A 17,375-nucleotide genomic window follows, 5' to 3' on the forward strand; every position below is an offset into this window, starting at 1 on the left:
TGTCATCGCCGTCGCCATAACAACAACTCGCCGCAGGTCAACGGGGCTAGGCGGTGGGGTGGAGGGTGTGGGCGAGGATGCGGGCGGTCGTGGCGATGGCCTCCTCGTCGGGCTCGGCGTCCGCGTCCCGCTTCGTCGTGGTGACCACGATGACCAGCGGGGCGCCGGACGGCGGGTAGGCGATCGCGATGTCGTTCGCGTTGCCGTAGACCCCGCCGGTGCCGGTCTTGTCGCCGGCCGTCCAGCCGGCGGGGAGGCCGGCCCGGATCCGCGCGTCCCCGGTCTCGTTCGCCTTCATCCAGCCGATCAGGCGCGCCCGGTCGGCCGGGACGAGCGCGTCGCCCGCGGTGAGCGCGCGCAGGTCCTCCGCCCAGGGGCGCGGCGCGGTCGTGTCGCGCTTCTCGCCCGGCCTCCAGACGTTCAGCGCGGTCTCCCAGCGGTCGCTGCGGCTGACCCCGTCGCCGAGGGAGCGGAAGAACGCGGTGAGGCCGGCGGGCCCGCCGATCTGCTTCAGGACGAGGTTCCCGGCGGTGTTGTCGCTCCGCGTGATCGCCGCGTGGCACAGCTCGGCGACGCTCATGCCGTCCGCCACGTGCTTCTCGGTGACCGGCGAGTAGTCGACCAGGTCGTCCTTCGTGTAGTGGATCACCTTGTCGAGCAGGCCGGGGGCGTTCTGGCGCGCCTCGCGCAGCACCGCGCCGCACGCCATCGCCTTGAACGTGGACGTGAACGGGAAGCGCTCCCGCGCCCGGTGGGAGACGGCGCGGCCGGTGCCGGTGTCGATCGCGTACGCGCCGATGCGGACGTGCCGGGCCGCCTCCAGCCGGGCGATCTGGCGGGTGACGTCCGCCTGCGCGGGGGAGGCGGACCCCGCCGTCCCGGCGGTGGCCCGCTGCGGCGCCGCGGGCCGCGTCTGCGTGCCGCAACCGGCGACGAGGGCGGACAGGGCGAGCGCGGCGGCGAGGGGCGTCCGGAGTCGGATCTTCGTCATGCGGGAGAGCAGACCAGAGCGGGAAAGCCCATGTCCAATAGTGATATGGGTCGGGAACCGATATGCGGATCGCTATCCATGGCCGCTGACCTGCCCCGGCGCGCCCGCTCACAGCCAGTCGCGCAGCTTGAAGACCACATAGAGGACGCCGCTGAACACGACGATGATGACCGTGCTGGCGATGAAACCGTCGTGCTGCGCGAACCCCGGATACGGGACGTTCTGCCCGTAGAACCCGGTCACGGCCGTTGGCACCGCGATGATCGCCGCCCAGCTCGTGACCTTCTTCATCACCTCGTTCATCCGGTTGCTCTGCAGCGCGAGCCGCGTGTCGAGCAGGTCCGCGACGAGGTCGCGCAGCGCGTCCGCCTGCTCGCCGACGCGGAGCGTGTGGTCGTAGACGTCCTGGAAGTACGGCGTCAGCGCCGGCGGGACGAGCCGAAGGTCGCGGCGGAGCAGCGTGTTCAGCACCTCCCGCATCGGCAGTGCGATCCGGCGCAGTGCGGCCAGGTTCTTGCGCAGCCGATAGCTGCGCCGCTGGATCTCCCTGACCGGGAACTCGTCGCCGAACACCATGTCCTCGACCGCGTCCGCCTCGTCGTCGAGGGCCTGCACCGCCTCCAGTTGCAGGTCGACGACGAGGTCGAGCATCCCGTAGACGAGCAACGCGGCGGTCGGCTCGCCGTGGCCTGCGTCCGGGCTCTGGTCCCAGCGCTCGCAGAGCGCGTCCACGTCGAAGCCGTGGTCCTGCCGCACCGTGACGAGCGCGCGCTCGGCGATGAACGCCGACAGCTCGTGCAGGGTCAGCTCGCCGGCTTCGACGAGCGGGACGTACACGTTGAGGAACGCGTACCCGTGGTAGCGGTCGAGCTTGGCCCGCTCGTGCCGGGACACCGCGTCCTCCACCGCGACGGGGTCGAGGCCCAGTTCGTCGCTGACGACGAGCAGCTCCTCAGAAGTGGGCTTGAACAGGTCGAGCCACACGACGACGTCGGGACGCTCCAGGTAGTCGCTGATCTCGGCGACGGGAAAGCCCTCCGCCTCGATCTCGCCGTCACGCCACGCCCGCGTCCTGGGCCGCGGCGGCGGATCGGATCCCATGCGCCCCTTATACCCGCCTTCCCTTGTCTCCGCCTTCTCCGGGCGGGGCCGTGGACTCGCGCACGACGAGTTCGCCGGGCAGGACGCGGGGCTCGGGCCGTTCACCGGCGAGCAGGTCCAGCAGGGCGGTCATGCCCTGGGCGCCCAGCTCCTCGGCGGGCAGCCGGACGGTCGTCAGCTCCGGCTCCAGCGCGGTCGCCAGCAGCACGTCGTCGAACCCGGTGATCGACAGGTCGCCCGGGACGTCCAGGCCGAGCGCCCGCGCCGCCTTGTAGGCGCCCGCGGCGATCAGGTCGTCGTCGCAGACCAGGACGGTCGGCGGGCCGGGCGCCGTCAGCAGCCGTAACGCGGCGTCCTTCGCGGACGTGACGTCGATCGCGCAGGTGTCCCGGCTCAGCACGCCGCCGGGCAGGGCCGCGACGGTCCCGGCGAGGGCCTCGGCGCGGGCGCGGAACGTCCACTGGTCGACGCCGGCGGCGACGTGCCCGAACCGGCGGTGGCCGAGGGCCCCGAGGTGCCCGGCGATCGCGCGCATCCCGTCGGCGACGCCGAAGTCGACCGTGGGGACGCCGCCGCCGGGGCCGCTGTCGAGCATCACGGCGGGCGTCTCGCGGAAGCGGCCGAGCGCGTCCGCGGCGATCGAGGACGCGAGCACGCCGTCGATCGCCTCGTCCGACCCGAACGGGCTCTCGGCGGGCCCCTCGGCGTCGTCCGGCCAGGTCGAGACGACGACGCCGAAGCCGTGCCGGGCCGCGACCCGCGCCGCGCCCGTGTAGACGGGCCCGAAGAACGGCGCGGTCAGGGTCGGGACCATGAGCAGGACCGTCCGGGTGGTGCCGAGCCGCAGGTTGCGTGCCGCCTGGTTGGGCCGGTAGCCGAGCCGCTCGGCCGCGTCCCGGACGCTGCGCGCGGTGGCGGGGGAGACGCGCCCGGTCCACTTGCCGCCCAGCACGAGCGACACCGTGGACTGCGAGACCCCGGCCTCCTGGGCCACGTCCTTGCTGGTGGGACGGCTGATCGCCGGCACCCGCACCTCCCTGGGCGGACCGCGGACGGAACATCGTGATGAAAACAGACTAGAGCGGACGGCCTCTGAAGTGGTACGTATGACGCATTCGGTAATACGTATGACGGGGATCTTCGGGGGCCATCGGATGCGCGGCTACGTCGTCTTCCTGCGGAGGCCGTACGCGGCGCGGCTGCTCGGCGGCACCCTGCTCGGCCGGCTGCCCAACGGGATGGGCATGCTCGCCGTCGTCCTGCACGTCCGGGCCGACGGCGGCGGCTACCCGCTCGCCGGGACGCTCGCCGCGATCCTCGGCCTCGCCACCGCCGCCGGCCAGCCCGTCCTCGGCCGCGTCATGGACCGCTACGGCCAGCCGCCGGTCCTGCTGCCCGCCTCCCTCGCCGCCGCCGCGGGCTTCGCGCTCCTCGCCGCCGCGGGCGCCGACCCGCTGCCCGTCGCCGTCGCCGCCGTGATCCTCGCCGGGTTCGCCACCCCGCCGCTGGAGGCCGGGCTGCGCGCGCTGTGGCCGGACGTCCTGGACGGCCAGGACCAGGTCGACGCCGCCTACGCGCTCGACGCCGCCGCCCAGGAGATCCTCTTCACCGTCGGGCCGCTGCTCGTCGTCGCCGCGGCGGCGCTCGGCACCGAGGCCGCGCTGCTGCTCACCGGCGCCCTCGGCGTCGCCGGGACGCTGGTCGTCGCGCTGTCCGGGCCGTCCCGCCGGTGGCGGAGCGAGCCGCGCGCCGCCGACTGGGCCGGGCCGCTGCGGTCCCCGGGCCTGCGGGTGCTGCTGCTGTCGCTCGCCTGCGCCGGGATCGCGCTCGGCGTCTACGCCGTCGCCGTCGTCGCCTACGCCGAGGAGCAGGGCAGCGACCTCGCGTCCGGGCTGCTGCTGGCGTGCATGGCGGGCGGCGCCCTCGCCGGCGGCCTCGGCTACGGCGCGCGACCGTGGCCGGGCGAGCCGCACCGCCGGCTGCGCTGGCTGCTGGCCGCGCTCGCCGCCGGGTACGTCCCGCTCGTCCTCGCGCCCGGCCTGCCCGCCATGTCGGTGCTGGCGTTCGTGTCCGGCGTCTCCCTCGCCCCGGTGCTGGCGTGCAGCTTCTCGCTCGTCGACCGGCTCGCGCCCGCCGGGACCGTCACCGAGGCGTTCGCGTGGGTCGTCGCCGCGGTCGGCGCGGGCGGGTCGCTCGGCTCGTTCGTCGCCGGCGTCGGGCAGGACGCGGCGGGCGTCCCCGGCGCGTTCGCGGGCGCCGGCGTCGGCGGCGTCCTCGCCCTGGCCCTCTGCCTGCTCGGCGGCCGGGCGCTCCGCCCCGCCCCGGCGGCCGTCCGGACGGCCTAGCCGCGCGTCAGACCCAGGACTGGAACCAGATCCGGTCGTGCCACTCGTCGTACGGGAGCGTCTGCGCCGACAGGATCGGATAGAAGTACGCGAAGTTCGCCAGCACCACCAGCAGGAACGCGCCCGCGGCGGCGGCGCCGATCAGCCGCCGCATGCCCGCCCCCTGGACCGCCGGCAGCGGCGCGTACGCCCCCGCGTCGCCGTAGGGCTCGGGATACGCCCCGTATCCGCCGCCCGGCTCCTTCCCGGCGGGGGCCGCCGCGTGCGCGCCCGCCCGCCCGGTCGGCGCCGGGCCTATCAGGTACCCGAGCACCAGCACGATCGCCAGCACCATGAACGGGATCAGCGGCGTCGCGTAGAACAGGAACATCGTCCGGTCCGCGAACGCCGACGGGAACCAGGTCAGCCAGCCCGCGAAGAACCCCAGCAGGATCGCGCCGGCCCGCCAGTCCCGCAGGATCAGCCAGAGGAACGCGACCACGATCAGCGCGACGAGCGCGCCCCACCACAGCGCGGGCGTGCCGATCCCGAGGATCTCCCGGGAGCAGCGGGCCGCGCCGCACCCGCCGCCCTTCGGCTCGGTGTAGAAGAACGCGACCGGACGGCGCAGGACCGGCCAGTCCCACGGCCAGGACTGGTACGGGTGCTTCGCGTCCAGCCCGGTGTGGAAGCCGAGCATCTGCGAGTGGTACTTCCACAGATCCGGCATGGCCTCGAACGGCCGCCACAGCAGGTGGTCCGACACGGTGCCGCGGCCCCAGCCGCCCGGCCTGAAGATCCACCCCCACCAGGTCGCCAGGTAGGTCACCACCCCCACCACGACGAGCTGCACGAACGCCGGGACGGCCTCCAGCAGCATCGTCCCGGCGAGCGGGGCCCGCACCCCGGCCGCGCGGCGGGCGCCGTAGTCCCACAGGACGACCATCAGCCCGAACGCGGCGACGTAGAAGATCCCCGTCCACTTGGTGGCGCAGGCCAGGCCGAGGCAGACCCCGGCGCCCCACCGCCACCCGTGCGCGAGGAACGGCCCGTACACCGAGGTGTCCCCGCGCCCGATCCTGTCGGCGAGGACGCGGCGGGACCGGTCCCGGTCGTTCACCAGGCACGCGAACCCGGCGAGGACCCAGAACATCACGAAGACGTCCAGCAGCGCGGCCCGGCTGGTCACGAACGCCAGCCCGTCCAGCGCGAGCAGCAGCCCGGCGGCGCAGCCGAGCAGCGTCGACCCCGTCATCCGGCGGGCGACCCGGCACAGGATCAGCACCGACAGCGTCCCCACCAGCGCGGGCACGAACCGCCAGCCGAACGGCGTCGCGCCGAACATCCACTCGCCGATCGCGATCATCCACTTGCCGAACGGCGGATGCGCCACGAACGCGGGCCCGTTGCCCCAGATGTGCGCGTCCGGGTCGGCGATCAGCATCTTGTCGGCGTTCTCGACGGTGTTGTGCTCCCAGCCGAACTTCAGCAGGGCGAGCGCGTCCTTGGCGTAGTACGTCTCGTCGAAGACCACCGACTTCGGCGACCCCAGCCGGTCGAACCGCAGGTATCCGGCGAGCGCCGTGACCAGCAGCGGGCCCAGCCAGGACAGCAGGACGCTGCCGGGAATCGCGGGCGCGAGCCACTCCCGCAGCGGGGCCGGCCGGCGCCGCGAAGCGGGAGCCGCGGCAGGAACCAGATCCGTCGTCGCCATCCAGTCATCGTAAAGGTGCGCCGGGCCCCTGGGAGAATGAGCGGGTGACAGGGACTCTGCTGCTGGCGGCGGCGCCGATCGGACGGGCCGAGGACGCTTCGGCGCGGTTGCGGGAGGCGCTCGGGGACGCGCCGGTGATCGCCGCCGAGGACACCCGGCGGCTGCGCCGGCTGGCGGGCGACCTGGGGGTGGAGCTGAGCGCGCGGGTCGTCTCCTACAACGACCTGAACGAGCGGGCGCGCGCCGCGGGGCTGGTGGAGGAGCTGCTGGCCGGACGGGACGTGCTGGTGATCACCGACGCGGGGATGCCCGGGGTGTCCGATCCGGGCTACCGGCTGGTCCGCGCGGCCGTCGCCGAGGGGGTGCCGGTCTCGGTGCTGCCGGGGCCGTCCGCCGTCACGACCGCGCTGGTGGTGTCGGGGCTGCCCACCGACCGGTTCTGCTTCGAGGGCTTCCCGCCCCGCAAGCCGGGGGAGCGGGCCCGGCGGTTCGGCGCCCTGGCGGGCGAGCCCCGCACGATGGTGTTCTTCGAGTCGCCGCGCCGGCTGGGCGTCACGCTCGCGGCGATGGCGGACGCGTTCGGCGCCGGCCGTCCGGCCGCCGTGTGCCGGGAGCTGACCAAGACCTACGAGGAGGTCCGGCGCGGGACGCTCGGCGAGCTGGCCGCGTGGGCGGCGGGCGGCGTCCTCGGCGAGATCACGGTGGTCGTCGGCGGGGCGCCCGAGCCCGCCGGGCTCAGCGATCCGGCCGACCTGGCCGCGGCCGTCGCCGCCCGGGAGGAGGCTGGGACGCCCCGCAAGCAGGCCATCACGGAGGTCGCGAAGGAGAACGGCGCCCCGAAGCGCGTGGTCTACGACGCCGTCGTCAGGGCCAGGAAATAGTCACCGCCCCGGGACCGGTCCAACCAGTTCTTTCCGGGAATAACCGAAGTCGGTGGCGTGCGACGGGGGCCACGTTGGGCTCGCCGGGGCCACCATGGAACCAGAAGCGGTGCACCGGACGCGCGCGAGGGGGTGAGTGCCGTGCAGGAAGCATGGTCGAGCCACGAAGTATGGGCTTTCGAGTGCCTGAGCTGCGCGACGACATGGAACGAGGAGTTCGAGGTCCGCCACTCCGGGGACGGGCACGGCAACGAGGCCGTCATCTACGAGCGGGGCGGCCAGCCGTGCACCACGCCGTGGATGGACCGCTGCTGCCCGACGTGCCAGAGCCAGAACGTGAAGGCGCTGTCGGCGACGCGGGGCAAGGAGGGCGAGATCCCGAAGGCGCGCAGCGGCAGCGACGTGGCGATGGTCTTCCACCTGCGCCGCATGCACGCCTGGTAGCCGCGGGCTACTTCGCCGCCACCTCGGGGACCTTGGTCTCGATCTCCGGCGCGTCCGGCGCGGGTGCGTCCTGCGCGTCCGGGCCGCGCCGGAGCCGGCGGACCCACCCGGCGGCCCGCAGGCGGGCCTCCGGCGCGAACGCCGCACCGGCGGCGAGCGCCGCCAGCGGCACGGCGGGCAGCACGTAGCGGTAGTCGAACTCGGCGGTCGCCGCCGGGGCGAGCAGCAGCCCGGTGGCGAGCGTCCACGGCAGCAGCGCCTCGCCGCCGAACCGGCGCCACAGCGGGACGAGCCCCGCCAGGCCGAGCAGCAGGATGCCGCCGAGCATCGTCCCGCGCAGGTAGAAGACGTCCTGGTAGCCGCGGACGGCCCCGGCGAACGGCTCCACGACCTGCGTCTGGGCGTTGCCGCGCTCGTACGCCTTGGCCTCCTGGGACGCGATGCCGCCGCCGGGCATGTGCCAGTCGGGCAGCTTCCGGCTCTCGCCCTCGAACTCGTACTGCGAGTACGTGGCCGGGTCGGGGAAGACCGTGCGCTCCCAGCGGAAGACGCGGAAGAAGTCGTGCGCGACGACCCGGAGGTAGTCGCCCGGCTGTGCGATGATCGCGCGCTTGGCGAAGTCGTTGCTGAGCGCGTTGTTCTCCGGGCTGAACCGGGTGCCGGTGTAGCGGTTGAGCGGCGACTGGGCGTTCCAGATGCCGTCCTGCGAGTTGGGCAGCCGGTTCGCGGGCTCGGTGCACAGCGGGTACTCGCGGACCGGCAGGTCCTTCATCTGGTGGCAGTCGGCGAACTTGTAGACCCGCGCGTACAGGAAGATCCCATTGCTCTCGGTGATCGCGAACTTGTCGCTGTCGGCCTTGTACCAGCCCATGTACGCGACCACCGGCAGCATGCACGCGGCCAGCGTGATCGCGATCGGCCGCCACCCGCTGCGCCGGATGAGCATGTAGACGAGGACGCCGAGCAGCACTGGCATGCCGACCGAGCGGGTCAGCCACGCCAGCCCGACGATCAGCCCGACCGCCGCCGCGATCTTCCAGGTCGGGCGGTCGTGCCACAGCAGCAGCGTGACCGCGCTCATCACCAGGAACGTGAACATCGTGTCCGACAGGACGAGGTGCTCGAGCTGGAGCTGGTAGGCGTCCAGCAGGACCGGTGCGGCGGCGAGCGCCGCGCCCCACCCGGGCAGCCCGAACCTGCGCCGCAGCAGCGCGTAGATCATCACGCCCATGGCCAGGCCCATCAGGTGCTGGAGCGCGGCGACGAGCGCGAAGCTGTGGAACGGTTTCAGGAGGTAAAGGAGGAACGCGTAGCCGTCGGGGCGCAGCGGATGCGGGTACGGGGCGGTGGCGACGTGCAGGTAGTCGAAACTGTCGTTGAAGAACATCACCGGCTGGTAGCCGAGCATCGCGATGAGCCGCAGCAGTGCCGCTGTGGCGATGATCACACTGAACGCGGGGTGGCGGCGCGCCAGCGTCCACAGTCCGCGGGCCCGGCGCCGGCCGCCCGAAACCGCCGCGTCCTCGGAGGTCTCCCCAATCGGCGGCGTGTCGCCGCGCTTTTTCCGGACGAGCCCCCCGACCTTCTTCAGGAAGGATCCGGTGGTGGATTTGGGACTGTCCGCAATGGCTTTGCCAGAATTTCCAGTACCGCTCGTCCGGCCGGGCGTGTCGGCCTCGGACGCCGCGCCGGCCGCGTCGTCCGCCGCGTCCGGCGCGGTGCCCTGCGGCGATTCCCCCGCCACTGCCGCACCTTCCCTTCGGTGTCCGGCCCCCGGTCCGGTGGCACTGCTCTCTCCGCCGCGCGTCACAGCCGACCCACCCTTTCCGGGCCGCCGTGCCCGTATGCTTGAGGTCCTAGCCTGCCGCCCGCGACCGTGGCGGAGAGGGTCTTTCGGTTGCAACTGCGCAACACGATACGGGTGCTCTTGACGAGAGCGGGCATCATTACCCGTCCTCGGCAGGCATCATGAACGATCAGGCCGCCCCGCGGAACAACTGAGATTAGTGGAAACCGCCGCAGACGGTCACCAGGGGTAACGAAGGAGATCGCGTGGAACTCTCCGTAGTGATGCCATGTCTGAACGAGGCCGAAACGGTCGAGACCTGCGTTCGCAAGACCATCGGCTTCTTCGAGGACAAGGGCATCGACGGCGAGGTGGTCATCGCCGACAACGGCAGCACCGACGGCAGTCAGCAGCTGGCCCGCGACGCCGGGGCGCGCGTCGTGCCGGTGATCGACAAGGGCTACGGCAACGCCCTCATGGGCGGCATCCGGGCCGCGCGCGGCCGGTACGTCGCGATGGGCGACGCCGACGACTCCTACGACTTCACCACCCTCGGCCCGTTCCTGGACGAGCTGCGCGACGGCGCCGACCTCGTCATGGGCAACCGGTTCAAGGGCGGCATCGCCGACGGCGCCATGCCGCCGCTGCACCGCTACCTCGGCAACCCGGTGCTCAGCTTCGTCGGCCGGCTGTTCTTCCGCAGCAAGATCGGCGACTTCCACTGCGGGCTGCGCGCCTTCGACAAGGACGCCATCATGCGGCTCGGCCTGCAGACCGGCGGCATGGAGTTCGCCAGCGAGATGGTCGTCAAGGCGACCCTGCAGGGCTACGACATCCGCGAGGTCCCGACCACGCTGTCGCCGGACGGCCGGACCCGCGCCCCGCACCTCAACACCTGGCGTGACGGCTGGCGTCATCTCCGCTTCCTCATGCTCTACAGCCCCCGCTGGCTGTTCCTCATCCCCGGACTGGTCTTCATGACGCTCGGCCTGCTGGCCGGGATCGCGCTGTCGACCGGCCCGGTGACGGTCGGGGAGATCGCGTTCGACGTCGACACGCTGGTCGGCGCGTCCGCCGCGCTGGTCATCGGCTTCCAGGCGGTGCTGTTCGCACTGCTCACGAAGGTGTACGCGATGCAGGAGGGATTCCTGCCGCACGACCGCCGGGTCCAGAAGATCATCGACTGGTGGAGCCTGGAGCGCGGCCTGCTCATCGGCGGGCTGCTCGCGGTCGCCGGCCTCGGCGGCCTCATCGCGTCGCTGCTGCACTGGCGCGTCAACAGCTTCGGCGAGCTCGACCCGCGGCACTCGCTGCGCATCGTCGTGCCCGCCGCCACCGCGCTCGTGATGAGCTTCCAGGCCATCTTCGCCTCGCTGTTCGTCAGCATCCTCGGCATCCGCCGCCGCCAGCACCCGCCGCTCACCGACCCGGCCGAGGAGGCCGCGGGCGTCGTGGACGCCGCCGCGCACAGGGCCCGGCGCGCCGCCGAGCAGGCCGAGGAGCCCGCGCAGGCCGAGGAGACGGTCGCGGCGAAGCCGAGGCCGTCGGCGAAGGCGAAGACCAAGGCGAATCCGAAGTCGAATCCGAAGCCGGGGCCGGAGACGAAGGCCGAGGCGCGGGCCGAGGGCGGCGACGAGGGCGGCGACGAGAGAGGCGACGAGAGCGGCGCGTCCGAGCGCTGACACCCGCCTCCACCGAGAAGTCGCTGAACGTTTCAGGGCCTGGGACCGGGGTCCCGCCCGCACTGTGACAGGCTTGTCCGGCAATGGATCTCCGTTCACCGACGGGACGCGCCCGTCACGCCGTGCGCCGATGAGCGCCCGCCCGCCGGCGGGCGCCGAGACCGCCTCCCGATCCGTCGCGCGGCCGCCGGTCGCCCCGGCGGGGCCGCGCGCCGTCCCGTCCCCGGCGGGGCGCCGCCGCTTGGCCTGGCTCTTCGTGCTGGGCTGGGCGGCGCAGGTCGCGCTGCGGGTGTGGCTCGGCTCGGGGCAGACGATCCCGGTGGCGACGCCCGACGAGTCCGGGTACCTGTTCGCCGCCCGCGTCCTCACCGGCGGCCCCGACGCCGACATGTCGTACGGGACGGTCTACCGGGGCGGCTACCCGCTGCTGCTGCTCCCCGCGGTGTGGCTCGGCGACGGCCCGGTCGCCGTCTACCGTGCCGCGCTGGTCGTCAACGCCCTGATCAGCGCCGCGATGCTGCCGCTGGGGTACCTGCTGCTGCGCCGGCTCCGGGTGCGGCCGCGCTGGTCGTACGTGTTCGCGCACGTGACCGCGCTGCTCCCGTGCGTGCTGTTCTACTCCGAGTTCGTGCTGACGGACGCGATCCTGCCGGTCGTCTTCACCGGGTGGCTGCTGCTCGCCCACGCGTGGCTGACCGCGCCGCCGAGGCGGCTCGGGCAGCGGGCGTCCCGCCGGGCCGCGCTGTGCGGGGCGGGCGCGTCGCTGCTCGTCGCCTACGCCGCCACCTGCCATACGCGCGGCGTGATCCTGCTGGCCGTGCACGCGGCGCTGATCGTCGCCGCGCCGGTGCTCCGGTGGCGGTCGTGGCGGAACGCGTCCGCCGCCGGGCTCGTCCTCGCCGCCGCGGCGGGCGCGGGGACGCTGCTGAACCGCTCGCTGCTGCCGCACATGTACCCCTCCGGTGACAACGACCTCGGCGGCAACCTCGTGCAGCGGCTCACCACGCCCGACGGGTGGGGGTGGACGCTGTCGCTCGGCACCGGCCAGGTCTGGTACCAGTCGGTCGCGACCGGCGGCGTCGCGGCGGTGGGCCTGGTCGCGCTGGCGTGGGTCGCGGTCCGGCCGCCGCCCATGCCGCCGGGCTCGCCGGGCCGGACGCGGGCGCTCGCGCTCGCGCTGCTCGCGGTCGTGGCGGGCATCGCGTTCGCGACCTCGGCGGCGCTGCCGGTCGAGTACCGCATCGGCAACTACGTGTACGGCCGCTACCTCGCCTGCGTCACCCCGGTGCTGTTCATCGCTGGGGTGGCGGTCCTGGCGCGCGCGCCGCGCCGGACGCTGCTGCCGGCGGCCGCGTCGGCGGCGGCGGTGACCGTCGCGGCGGCGTGCGTCGTCCAGTGGTACGCGGGCGACCTGCTCGGCCGGTACACCTACACGCCCTACGACTTCCCGGAGACGGCGTTCCTGACCTGGGACTGGACGTCGTTCCGCCTGTGGCGCGCCACGCTCGCCGGCCTGCTGCTGCTGGGGCTGTCCGTCGCGGTCGTCCGGCTGCGCCGGCACGGCCCGCTGCTGCTCGCCGGCCTGCTCGCCGCCGTCGCGGTGGCCATGTGCGCCACCGCGATCGACCGGATCGCGCAGCCGATGGTGCGCGCCCAGACCGCGCACACCGACCTGCGGGACCGGGTCGACCTGCGCGCCCAGCGGTCCATCGCCTTCGACTGGAACATCTGGTGGACGATCCGGCTGTCGCAGTTCTACTGGGCCTGGTGGAGCGACGGCACCGTCTTCGACTCCCGCTGGACCCCGCCGCCGCAGGACGTCGACATGATCGTCCTCGCATGGCCCAAGGACGTCCCCGCCACCGCGTCGTGGCCCAAGGGCGCCCCGCCCGGCTGGCGCGTCGCCGACAGCCGCCGCACCATCGAGGGCGACTGGGTCGCCTGGACCCGCTAGCCCGCCGCCGCGGTCACTGCCCGGTGGCGGGGGGCGGCGGGTTCCAGAGTTGCAGGACGCCGTCCGACGAGCGCCACATGAGCGTCCAGCCCTGGGCGGGATCGGGGCGCCAGCCGCCGGCGATCTGCGACTCCATGCCGCGCCAGCGCGTGTAGAGCATCGGGCCCTCCGTCGCGTCGCGCGGGATCTGCGGCATGTAGTGCGGGAAGTCGCGGATCTGGCCGCGCCACACCGGGTGGCCCCACATGTCGCGCGTGTAGAACGTGAGGGTCTGCGCGAGCCGCCGGTCGGCGCAGATCAGCGTGATGTCGCGGTGGTCGCCGAGGTAGCCGCGCAGCTCGTTCCACGCCTTGTCGCGCGGCAGGTCGGGAACGGCGCGGACGGCGGCGACCGCGTACGTCCCGCCGAGCGCGACCGCGAGGACGGGCACGACGACGGTCTTCAGCCGCAGCCGGGACGCCCACCCGGCGGGCAGCATCCGGAACATCAGGGTCAGCGACCCGAACCCGCCGGCGAGCAGCGCGGGCAGCACCGCGAACCAGTACCGCTGCAGCCAGGCGCGCAGCGAGATGCTGTCCGGGTCGAGGACGCCGGAGAACAGCGTCAGCGGGACGGCGAGGGTGCAGAACCACACCAGGACCAGCGCGAGCCGCCGGTCGCGGGTGAGGGCCCAGCCTGCGATCGTGAGGGCGAGCGCGGCGGTGAAGACGAGGCCGAGCGGGTTCCAGTCGTGCATGGCGCGCAGGAACGAGCGGGCGGCGAGTTCCCGGGTCACGTAGTCGCGGGACTGGCCGCCGTGCTCGGCCGCCGACATCAGCCCGGCCAGCGGGCTGCCCCACACGAGCTGGTTGTGGGCGAAGTTGAGGAGCAGGATCGCGAGCATCGGCGCGCCGACCGTGACGTTGCGCCGCCACGGGATCCGCAGCAGCGCCAGGTACGCCGGGATGGCGAGGAACAGGAACGCCAGGAACTCCCGGACGAGGAACGACGCGCCGAGGAACGCCCCGGCGGCCAGCAGCATGCGGGTCTGCGCCCGCCCGGTCCGGCGGCTCGCGACGACGAGGCCCGCCATCCCGATCGTGAACAGCCCGGCGCCCGGCATGTCCGGCAGCATCACCCCCGTCGACCAGGTGATCTCGTGGCCGAACGGGTTGGTCATCGTGAAGAACGGGTGGACCAGCAGGACCGCCGCGGACGCCACGCCCGCCACGTCCCCGAACAGGGACCGGACGACCAGGTACGTCCCGGTGAAGAACGCGGCGCCGCCGAGCGCGGCGACCACGAAGTAGGCGGCCTGGCCGGGCCCGAGGGCCTCCTGGACGAGCCGCGCCGGCAGCACGAGCCCGATCCGGGTGACCTGGTGGGGGACCTCGTTGAACGGCCACTGCGTGAGCGGGATGTCGGGCCAGTCGCGGGCGGCGAGCCACACGTAGTACGGGTCGAAGTACAGCGGCGGCGTCATGATCACCCACTGGGCGAGCACCGCGGACGCCGCGACGAGCAGGGACAGCCACACCACGCGGCGCGTCCGGCGCACCCGGCCCATGGCCGCCGCGAGCGGGCGGGCGCCGCGTCCCCGGGGCGGGCGGTCCGGTCCGGCGTCGCTCCGAGTCCGGTCGACGGCCTCGTCGGACGTGGTCTGGGCCATGCCTGGGCTCCCCCGCCTCCACTGATCATCCTGCCGCGGAACCCGGACCAGGTTACTCGCGTGCCGGGGCCGCCGTGACGCGACTACCCTTGATTCCATGTCCTCGTCAAGCCGTCACATCTTGACCGCGCCCGCCTGGCCGTACGCCAACGGGCCCCGTCACATCGGGCACGTCTCAGGTTTCGCGCTGCCCGCCGACATGTTCAGCCGCTACCAGCGGATGGCGGGCAACAAGGTCCTGATGGTCAGCGGCACCGACGAGCACGGCACGCCGATCCAAGTGCAGGCCGACAAGGAGGGCGTGACCGCCCGCGAGCTGGCCGACCGCTACAGCTCCGTCATCGCCGAGGACCTGCACGGCCTCGGCATGACCTACGACCTGTTCACCCGGACGACGACGCTGAACCACTACGCGGTCGTCCAGGAGGTCTTCAAGGGCCTGTACGACAACGGCTACATCTTCCCGACCAAGACGATGGGCGCGATCTCGCCGTCCACCGGCCGCACCCTCCCGGACCGCTACATCGAGGGCACCTGCCCCATCTGCGGGTACGACGGTGCGCGCGGCGACCAGTGCGACAACTGCGGCAACCAGCTCGACCCGATCGACCTGATCAACCCGGTGTCGCGGATCAACGGCGAGAAGCCGAAGTTCGTGGAGACCGAGCACTTCATGCTCGACCTGCCCGCGTTCACCGAGGTCCTCGGCCGGTACCTGCGCGGCAAGCAGGGCGGGGGGGCGGCGGGGCGTAGCCATGGGGGCGAAACAGGGTGGCGCCCGAACGTGCTCAAGTTCGCGCTGAACCTGCTGGACGACATGCAGCCCCGCGCGATCAGCCGCGACCTCGACTGGGGCGTGCCGATCCCGCTGGACGGCTGGCGCGACAACCCGGCCAAGAAGCTGTACGTGTGGTTCGACGCGGTCGTCGGCTACTTCTCCGCGTCGGTGGAGTGGGCGCGGCGGTCCGGCGACCCGGAGGCGTGGCGCGCCTGGTGGCAGGACCCGGACGCCCTGTCCTACTACTTCATGGGCAAGGACAACATCGTCTTCCACGCCGAGATCTGGCCGGCGATGCTGCTCGGCTACAGCGGCCAGGGCGACAAGGGCGGCACGCCCGGCTCGCTGGGCGCGCTGAACGTCCCGACCGAGGTGGTCTCGTCGGAGTTCCTGACGATGGAGGGCAAGAAGTTCTCCTCGTCCCGCAACGTCGTCATCTACGTGAAGGACTTCCTGGAGCGCTACGACGTCGACGCGCTGCGCTACTACGTCGCGGTCGCCGGCCCCGAGAACCAGGACACCGACTTCACGTGGGCGGAGTTCGTCCGCCGCAACAACGACGAGCTGGTCGCCGCGTGGGGCAACCTCGTCAACCGGTCGGTGAACATGGCGGCGAAGAACTTCGGCGCGGTCCCGGAGGCGGGCGAGCTCACCGACGCCGACCGGGCGCTGATGGAGCGCAGCCGCAACGCCTTCGAGGCGGTGGGCGCCGAGCTCGGCCGGTCCCGGTTCAAGAACTCGATCACCGAGGCGCTGGACGTCGTCCGCGACGCCAACCGGTACCTGTCCGACCAGGCGCCCTGGAAGCTGAAGGACGACCCCGAGCGGGTCAAGTCGATCCTGCACACCGCCCTCCAGGTCGTGGACGACGCCAAGACGCTGCTGACGCCGTTCCTGCCGAACTCCTCGCAGAAGGTCTACGAGATGCTCGGCGGCGAGGGCGTGTGGAGCGGCATGCCGAGGCTGGAGACGGTGTCGGAGGAGGGCGGGCCCGACTACCGCGTCCTCACCGGCGACTACGCGACCGAGGCGCGCTGGGAGTCCGTGCCGATCAAGCCGGGCGTCCCGCTGGCCAAGCCGACCCCGCTGTTCAAGAAGCTCGACACGTCCGTGGTGGACGAGGAGCTCGCCAGGCTGGAGAACACGTGAGCCGAGACGGGGACGGGCAGGCCGCCCGGTCCTACCCGCCGCTGCCCGACCGCCTTCCCGTGGACGTCTTCGACAGCCACTGCCATCTCGACATCGTCGAGACGCCGGTCGACGAGCAGCTGAAGTCGGCGAAGGCGGCGGGCGTCACGCGGATCGTGACGATCGGCTGCGACCTGCCGTCCTCCCGGTTCGCGGTGGACGCCGCGGCCGAGTTCGACGACGTGTACGCGGCCGTCGCGATGCACCCGAACGAGACGACGGGGGTCTCCGACGCCGTCCTGGCGGACATCGAGCGGCTGGCCGCGCACCCGAAGGTCCGCGCGATCGGCGAGACGGGCCTCGACTACTACCGCGACTGGGCGCCCAAGGACGACCAGCACCGCTCGTTCCGCGGCCACATCGAGATCGCCAAGCGGACCGGCAAGGCCCTCGTCATCCACGACCGCGACGCCCACGACGACGTCCTCGCGATCCTGGCCGAGGCGGGCGCGCCGGAGAAGGTGGTCTTCCACTGCTACTCCGGCGACGCCCGGATGGCCGAGACCTGTGCCGAGAACGGCTATCTGATGAGCTTCGCCGGGAACGTCACCTTCAAGAACGCGGATCCGCTGCGCGAGGCGCTGCGGGCCGCGCCGCTGGACCTCGTGCTCGTGGAGACCGACGCGCCGTTCCTCACCCCGATCCCGCACCGGGGCAAGCCGAACGCGTCCTATCTGATCCCGCACACCGTCCGCGCGATGGCCGAGGTCAAGGGCGTGGACGTGGCGGAGCTGTGCTCCGCGATCGCGGCGAACGGGGAGCGGGTCTTCGGCCCCTGGTAGCCCCCGGGGGCGGTGCGGGTGGGGCCGATGAGGTGGCGGAGCACCGCGGGGTGCCTCTAATCTCTGGCCCATTGAGCGGGCGCCCCCGCGCCCGGCCCCCCT

At 72.9% G+C, this 17,375-nt stretch carries 13 protein-coding genes; 7 read left to right on the forward strand and 6 right to left on the reverse strand.

Annotated elements, in window-relative coordinates; all coding sequences use genetic code 11:
- Window positions 1–46: 46 nt before the first annotated feature.
- From bla to SM611_RS19725, 3 genes are all read right to left on the reverse strand, one after another.
- A complete protein-coding gene (gene bla / locus SM611_RS19715) occupies window positions 47–991 on the reverse strand; it encodes a class A beta-lactamase (protein WP_371951259.1) in 945 nt (314 codons plus the stop codon).
- 108 nt (window positions 992–1,099) lie between these two features.
- Complete coding sequence (locus SM611_RS19720; protein WP_371951260.1) at window positions 1,100–2,092, reverse strand: magnesium transporter CorA family protein; 993 nt, start codon at window positions 2,090–2,092, stop codon at window positions 1,100–1,102.
- A 7-nt stretch (window positions 2,093–2,099) separates the two neighbouring features.
- On the reverse strand, window positions 2,100–3,119 hold the full coding sequence (locus SM611_RS19725) for a LacI family DNA-binding transcriptional regulator (RefSeq protein ID WP_371951262.1): 1,020 nt from the start codon (window positions 3,117–3,119) through the stop codon (window positions 2,100–2,102).
- 100 nt (window positions 3,120–3,219) lie between these two features.
- Between SM611_RS19725 and SM611_RS19730 the strand changes: the two genes are divergently transcribed.
- Window positions 3,220–4,437: an MFS transporter gene (locus SM611_RS19730; protein WP_371951264.1), complete on the forward strand. Its 1,218-nt coding sequence runs from the start codon at window positions 3,220–3,222 to the stop codon at window positions 4,435–4,437.
- A 7-nt stretch (window positions 4,438–4,444) separates the two neighbouring features.
- On the opposite strand, the gene SM611_RS19735 is transcribed toward SM611_RS19730, so the two are convergent.
- Window positions 4,445–6,130: a dolichyl-phosphate-mannose--protein mannosyltransferase gene (locus SM611_RS19735; RefSeq protein ID WP_371951265.1), complete on the reverse strand. Its 1,686-nt coding sequence runs from the start codon at window positions 6,128–6,130 to the stop codon at window positions 4,445–4,447.
- Between the two features lie 44 nt (window positions 6,131–6,174).
- Between SM611_RS19735 and rsmI the strand changes: the two genes are divergently transcribed.
- Window positions 6,175–7,011, forward strand: a complete 837-nt coding sequence (gene rsmI, locus SM611_RS19740; protein ID WP_371951266.1) for a 16S rRNA (cytidine(1402)-2'-O)-methyltransferase — start codon at window positions 6,175–6,177, stop codon at window positions 7,009–7,011.
- Window positions 7,012–7,152: 141 nt separating this feature from the next.
- Window positions 7,153–7,455 (forward strand): hypothetical protein, encoded by a 303-nt coding sequence (locus SM611_RS19745; RefSeq protein ID WP_371951267.1) that lies wholly within the window; start codon window positions 7,153–7,155, stop codon window positions 7,453–7,455.
- Window positions 7,456–7,462: 7 nt separating this feature from the next.
- On the opposite strand, the gene SM611_RS19750 is transcribed toward SM611_RS19745, so the two are convergent.
- Entirely contained in the window at window positions 7,463–9,199 is a 1,737-nt protein-coding gene (locus tag SM611_RS19750; RefSeq protein WP_371951268.1) for a glycosyltransferase family 39 protein, read from the reverse strand.
- A gap of 308 nt (window positions 9,200–9,507) precedes the next feature.
- On the opposite strand from SM611_RS19750, the gene SM611_RS19755 reads away from it, so the two are divergent.
- Both SM611_RS19755 and SM611_RS19760 read left to right on the forward strand, forming a co-directional pair.
- Window positions 9,508–10,923: a glycosyltransferase family 2 protein gene (locus SM611_RS19755; protein ID WP_371951269.1), complete on the forward strand. Its 1,416-nt coding sequence runs from the start codon at window positions 9,508–9,510 to the stop codon at window positions 10,921–10,923.
- A 130-nt stretch (window positions 10,924–11,053) separates the two neighbouring features.
- Window positions 11,054–12,877, forward strand: coding sequence for a hypothetical protein (locus tag SM611_RS19760; RefSeq protein WP_371951271.1), 1,824 nt, complete (start codon window positions 11,054–11,056; stop codon window positions 12,875–12,877).
- Between the two features lie 13 nt (window positions 12,878–12,890).
- On the opposite strand, the gene SM611_RS19765 is transcribed toward SM611_RS19760, so the two are convergent.
- Window positions 12,891–14,525, reverse strand: coding sequence for an ArnT family glycosyltransferase (locus tag SM611_RS19765; RefSeq protein WP_371951273.1), 1,635 nt, complete (start codon window positions 14,523–14,525; stop codon window positions 12,891–12,893).
- A gap of 97 nt (window positions 14,526–14,622) precedes the next feature.
- On the opposite strand from SM611_RS19765, the gene metG reads away from it, so the two are divergent.
- Together metG and SM611_RS19775 are read left to right on the forward strand one after the other, a co-directional pair.
- Window positions 14,623–16,452 carry a methionine--tRNA ligase gene (metG, locus tag SM611_RS19770; RefSeq protein ID WP_371951274.1) on the forward strand — a complete coding sequence of 610 codons (1,830 nt, stop codon included), beginning with the start codon at window positions 14,623–14,625 and terminating at the stop codon, window positions 16,450–16,452.
- A complete protein-coding gene (locus tag SM611_RS19775) occupies window positions 16,449–17,273 on the forward strand; it encodes a TatD family hydrolase (RefSeq protein ID WP_371951275.1) in 825 nt (274 codons plus the stop codon). Before metG ends, SM611_RS19775 begins: the two co-directional genes overlap by 4 nt.
- Window positions 17,274–17,375: the final 102 nt, after the last annotated feature.

Origin of the sequence: Actinomadura monticuli (assembly GCF_041463655.1) — a bacterium.
Classification (GTDB): Bacteria; Actinomycetota; Actinomycetes; order Streptosporangiales; family Streptosporangiaceae; genus Spirillospora; species Spirillospora monticuli.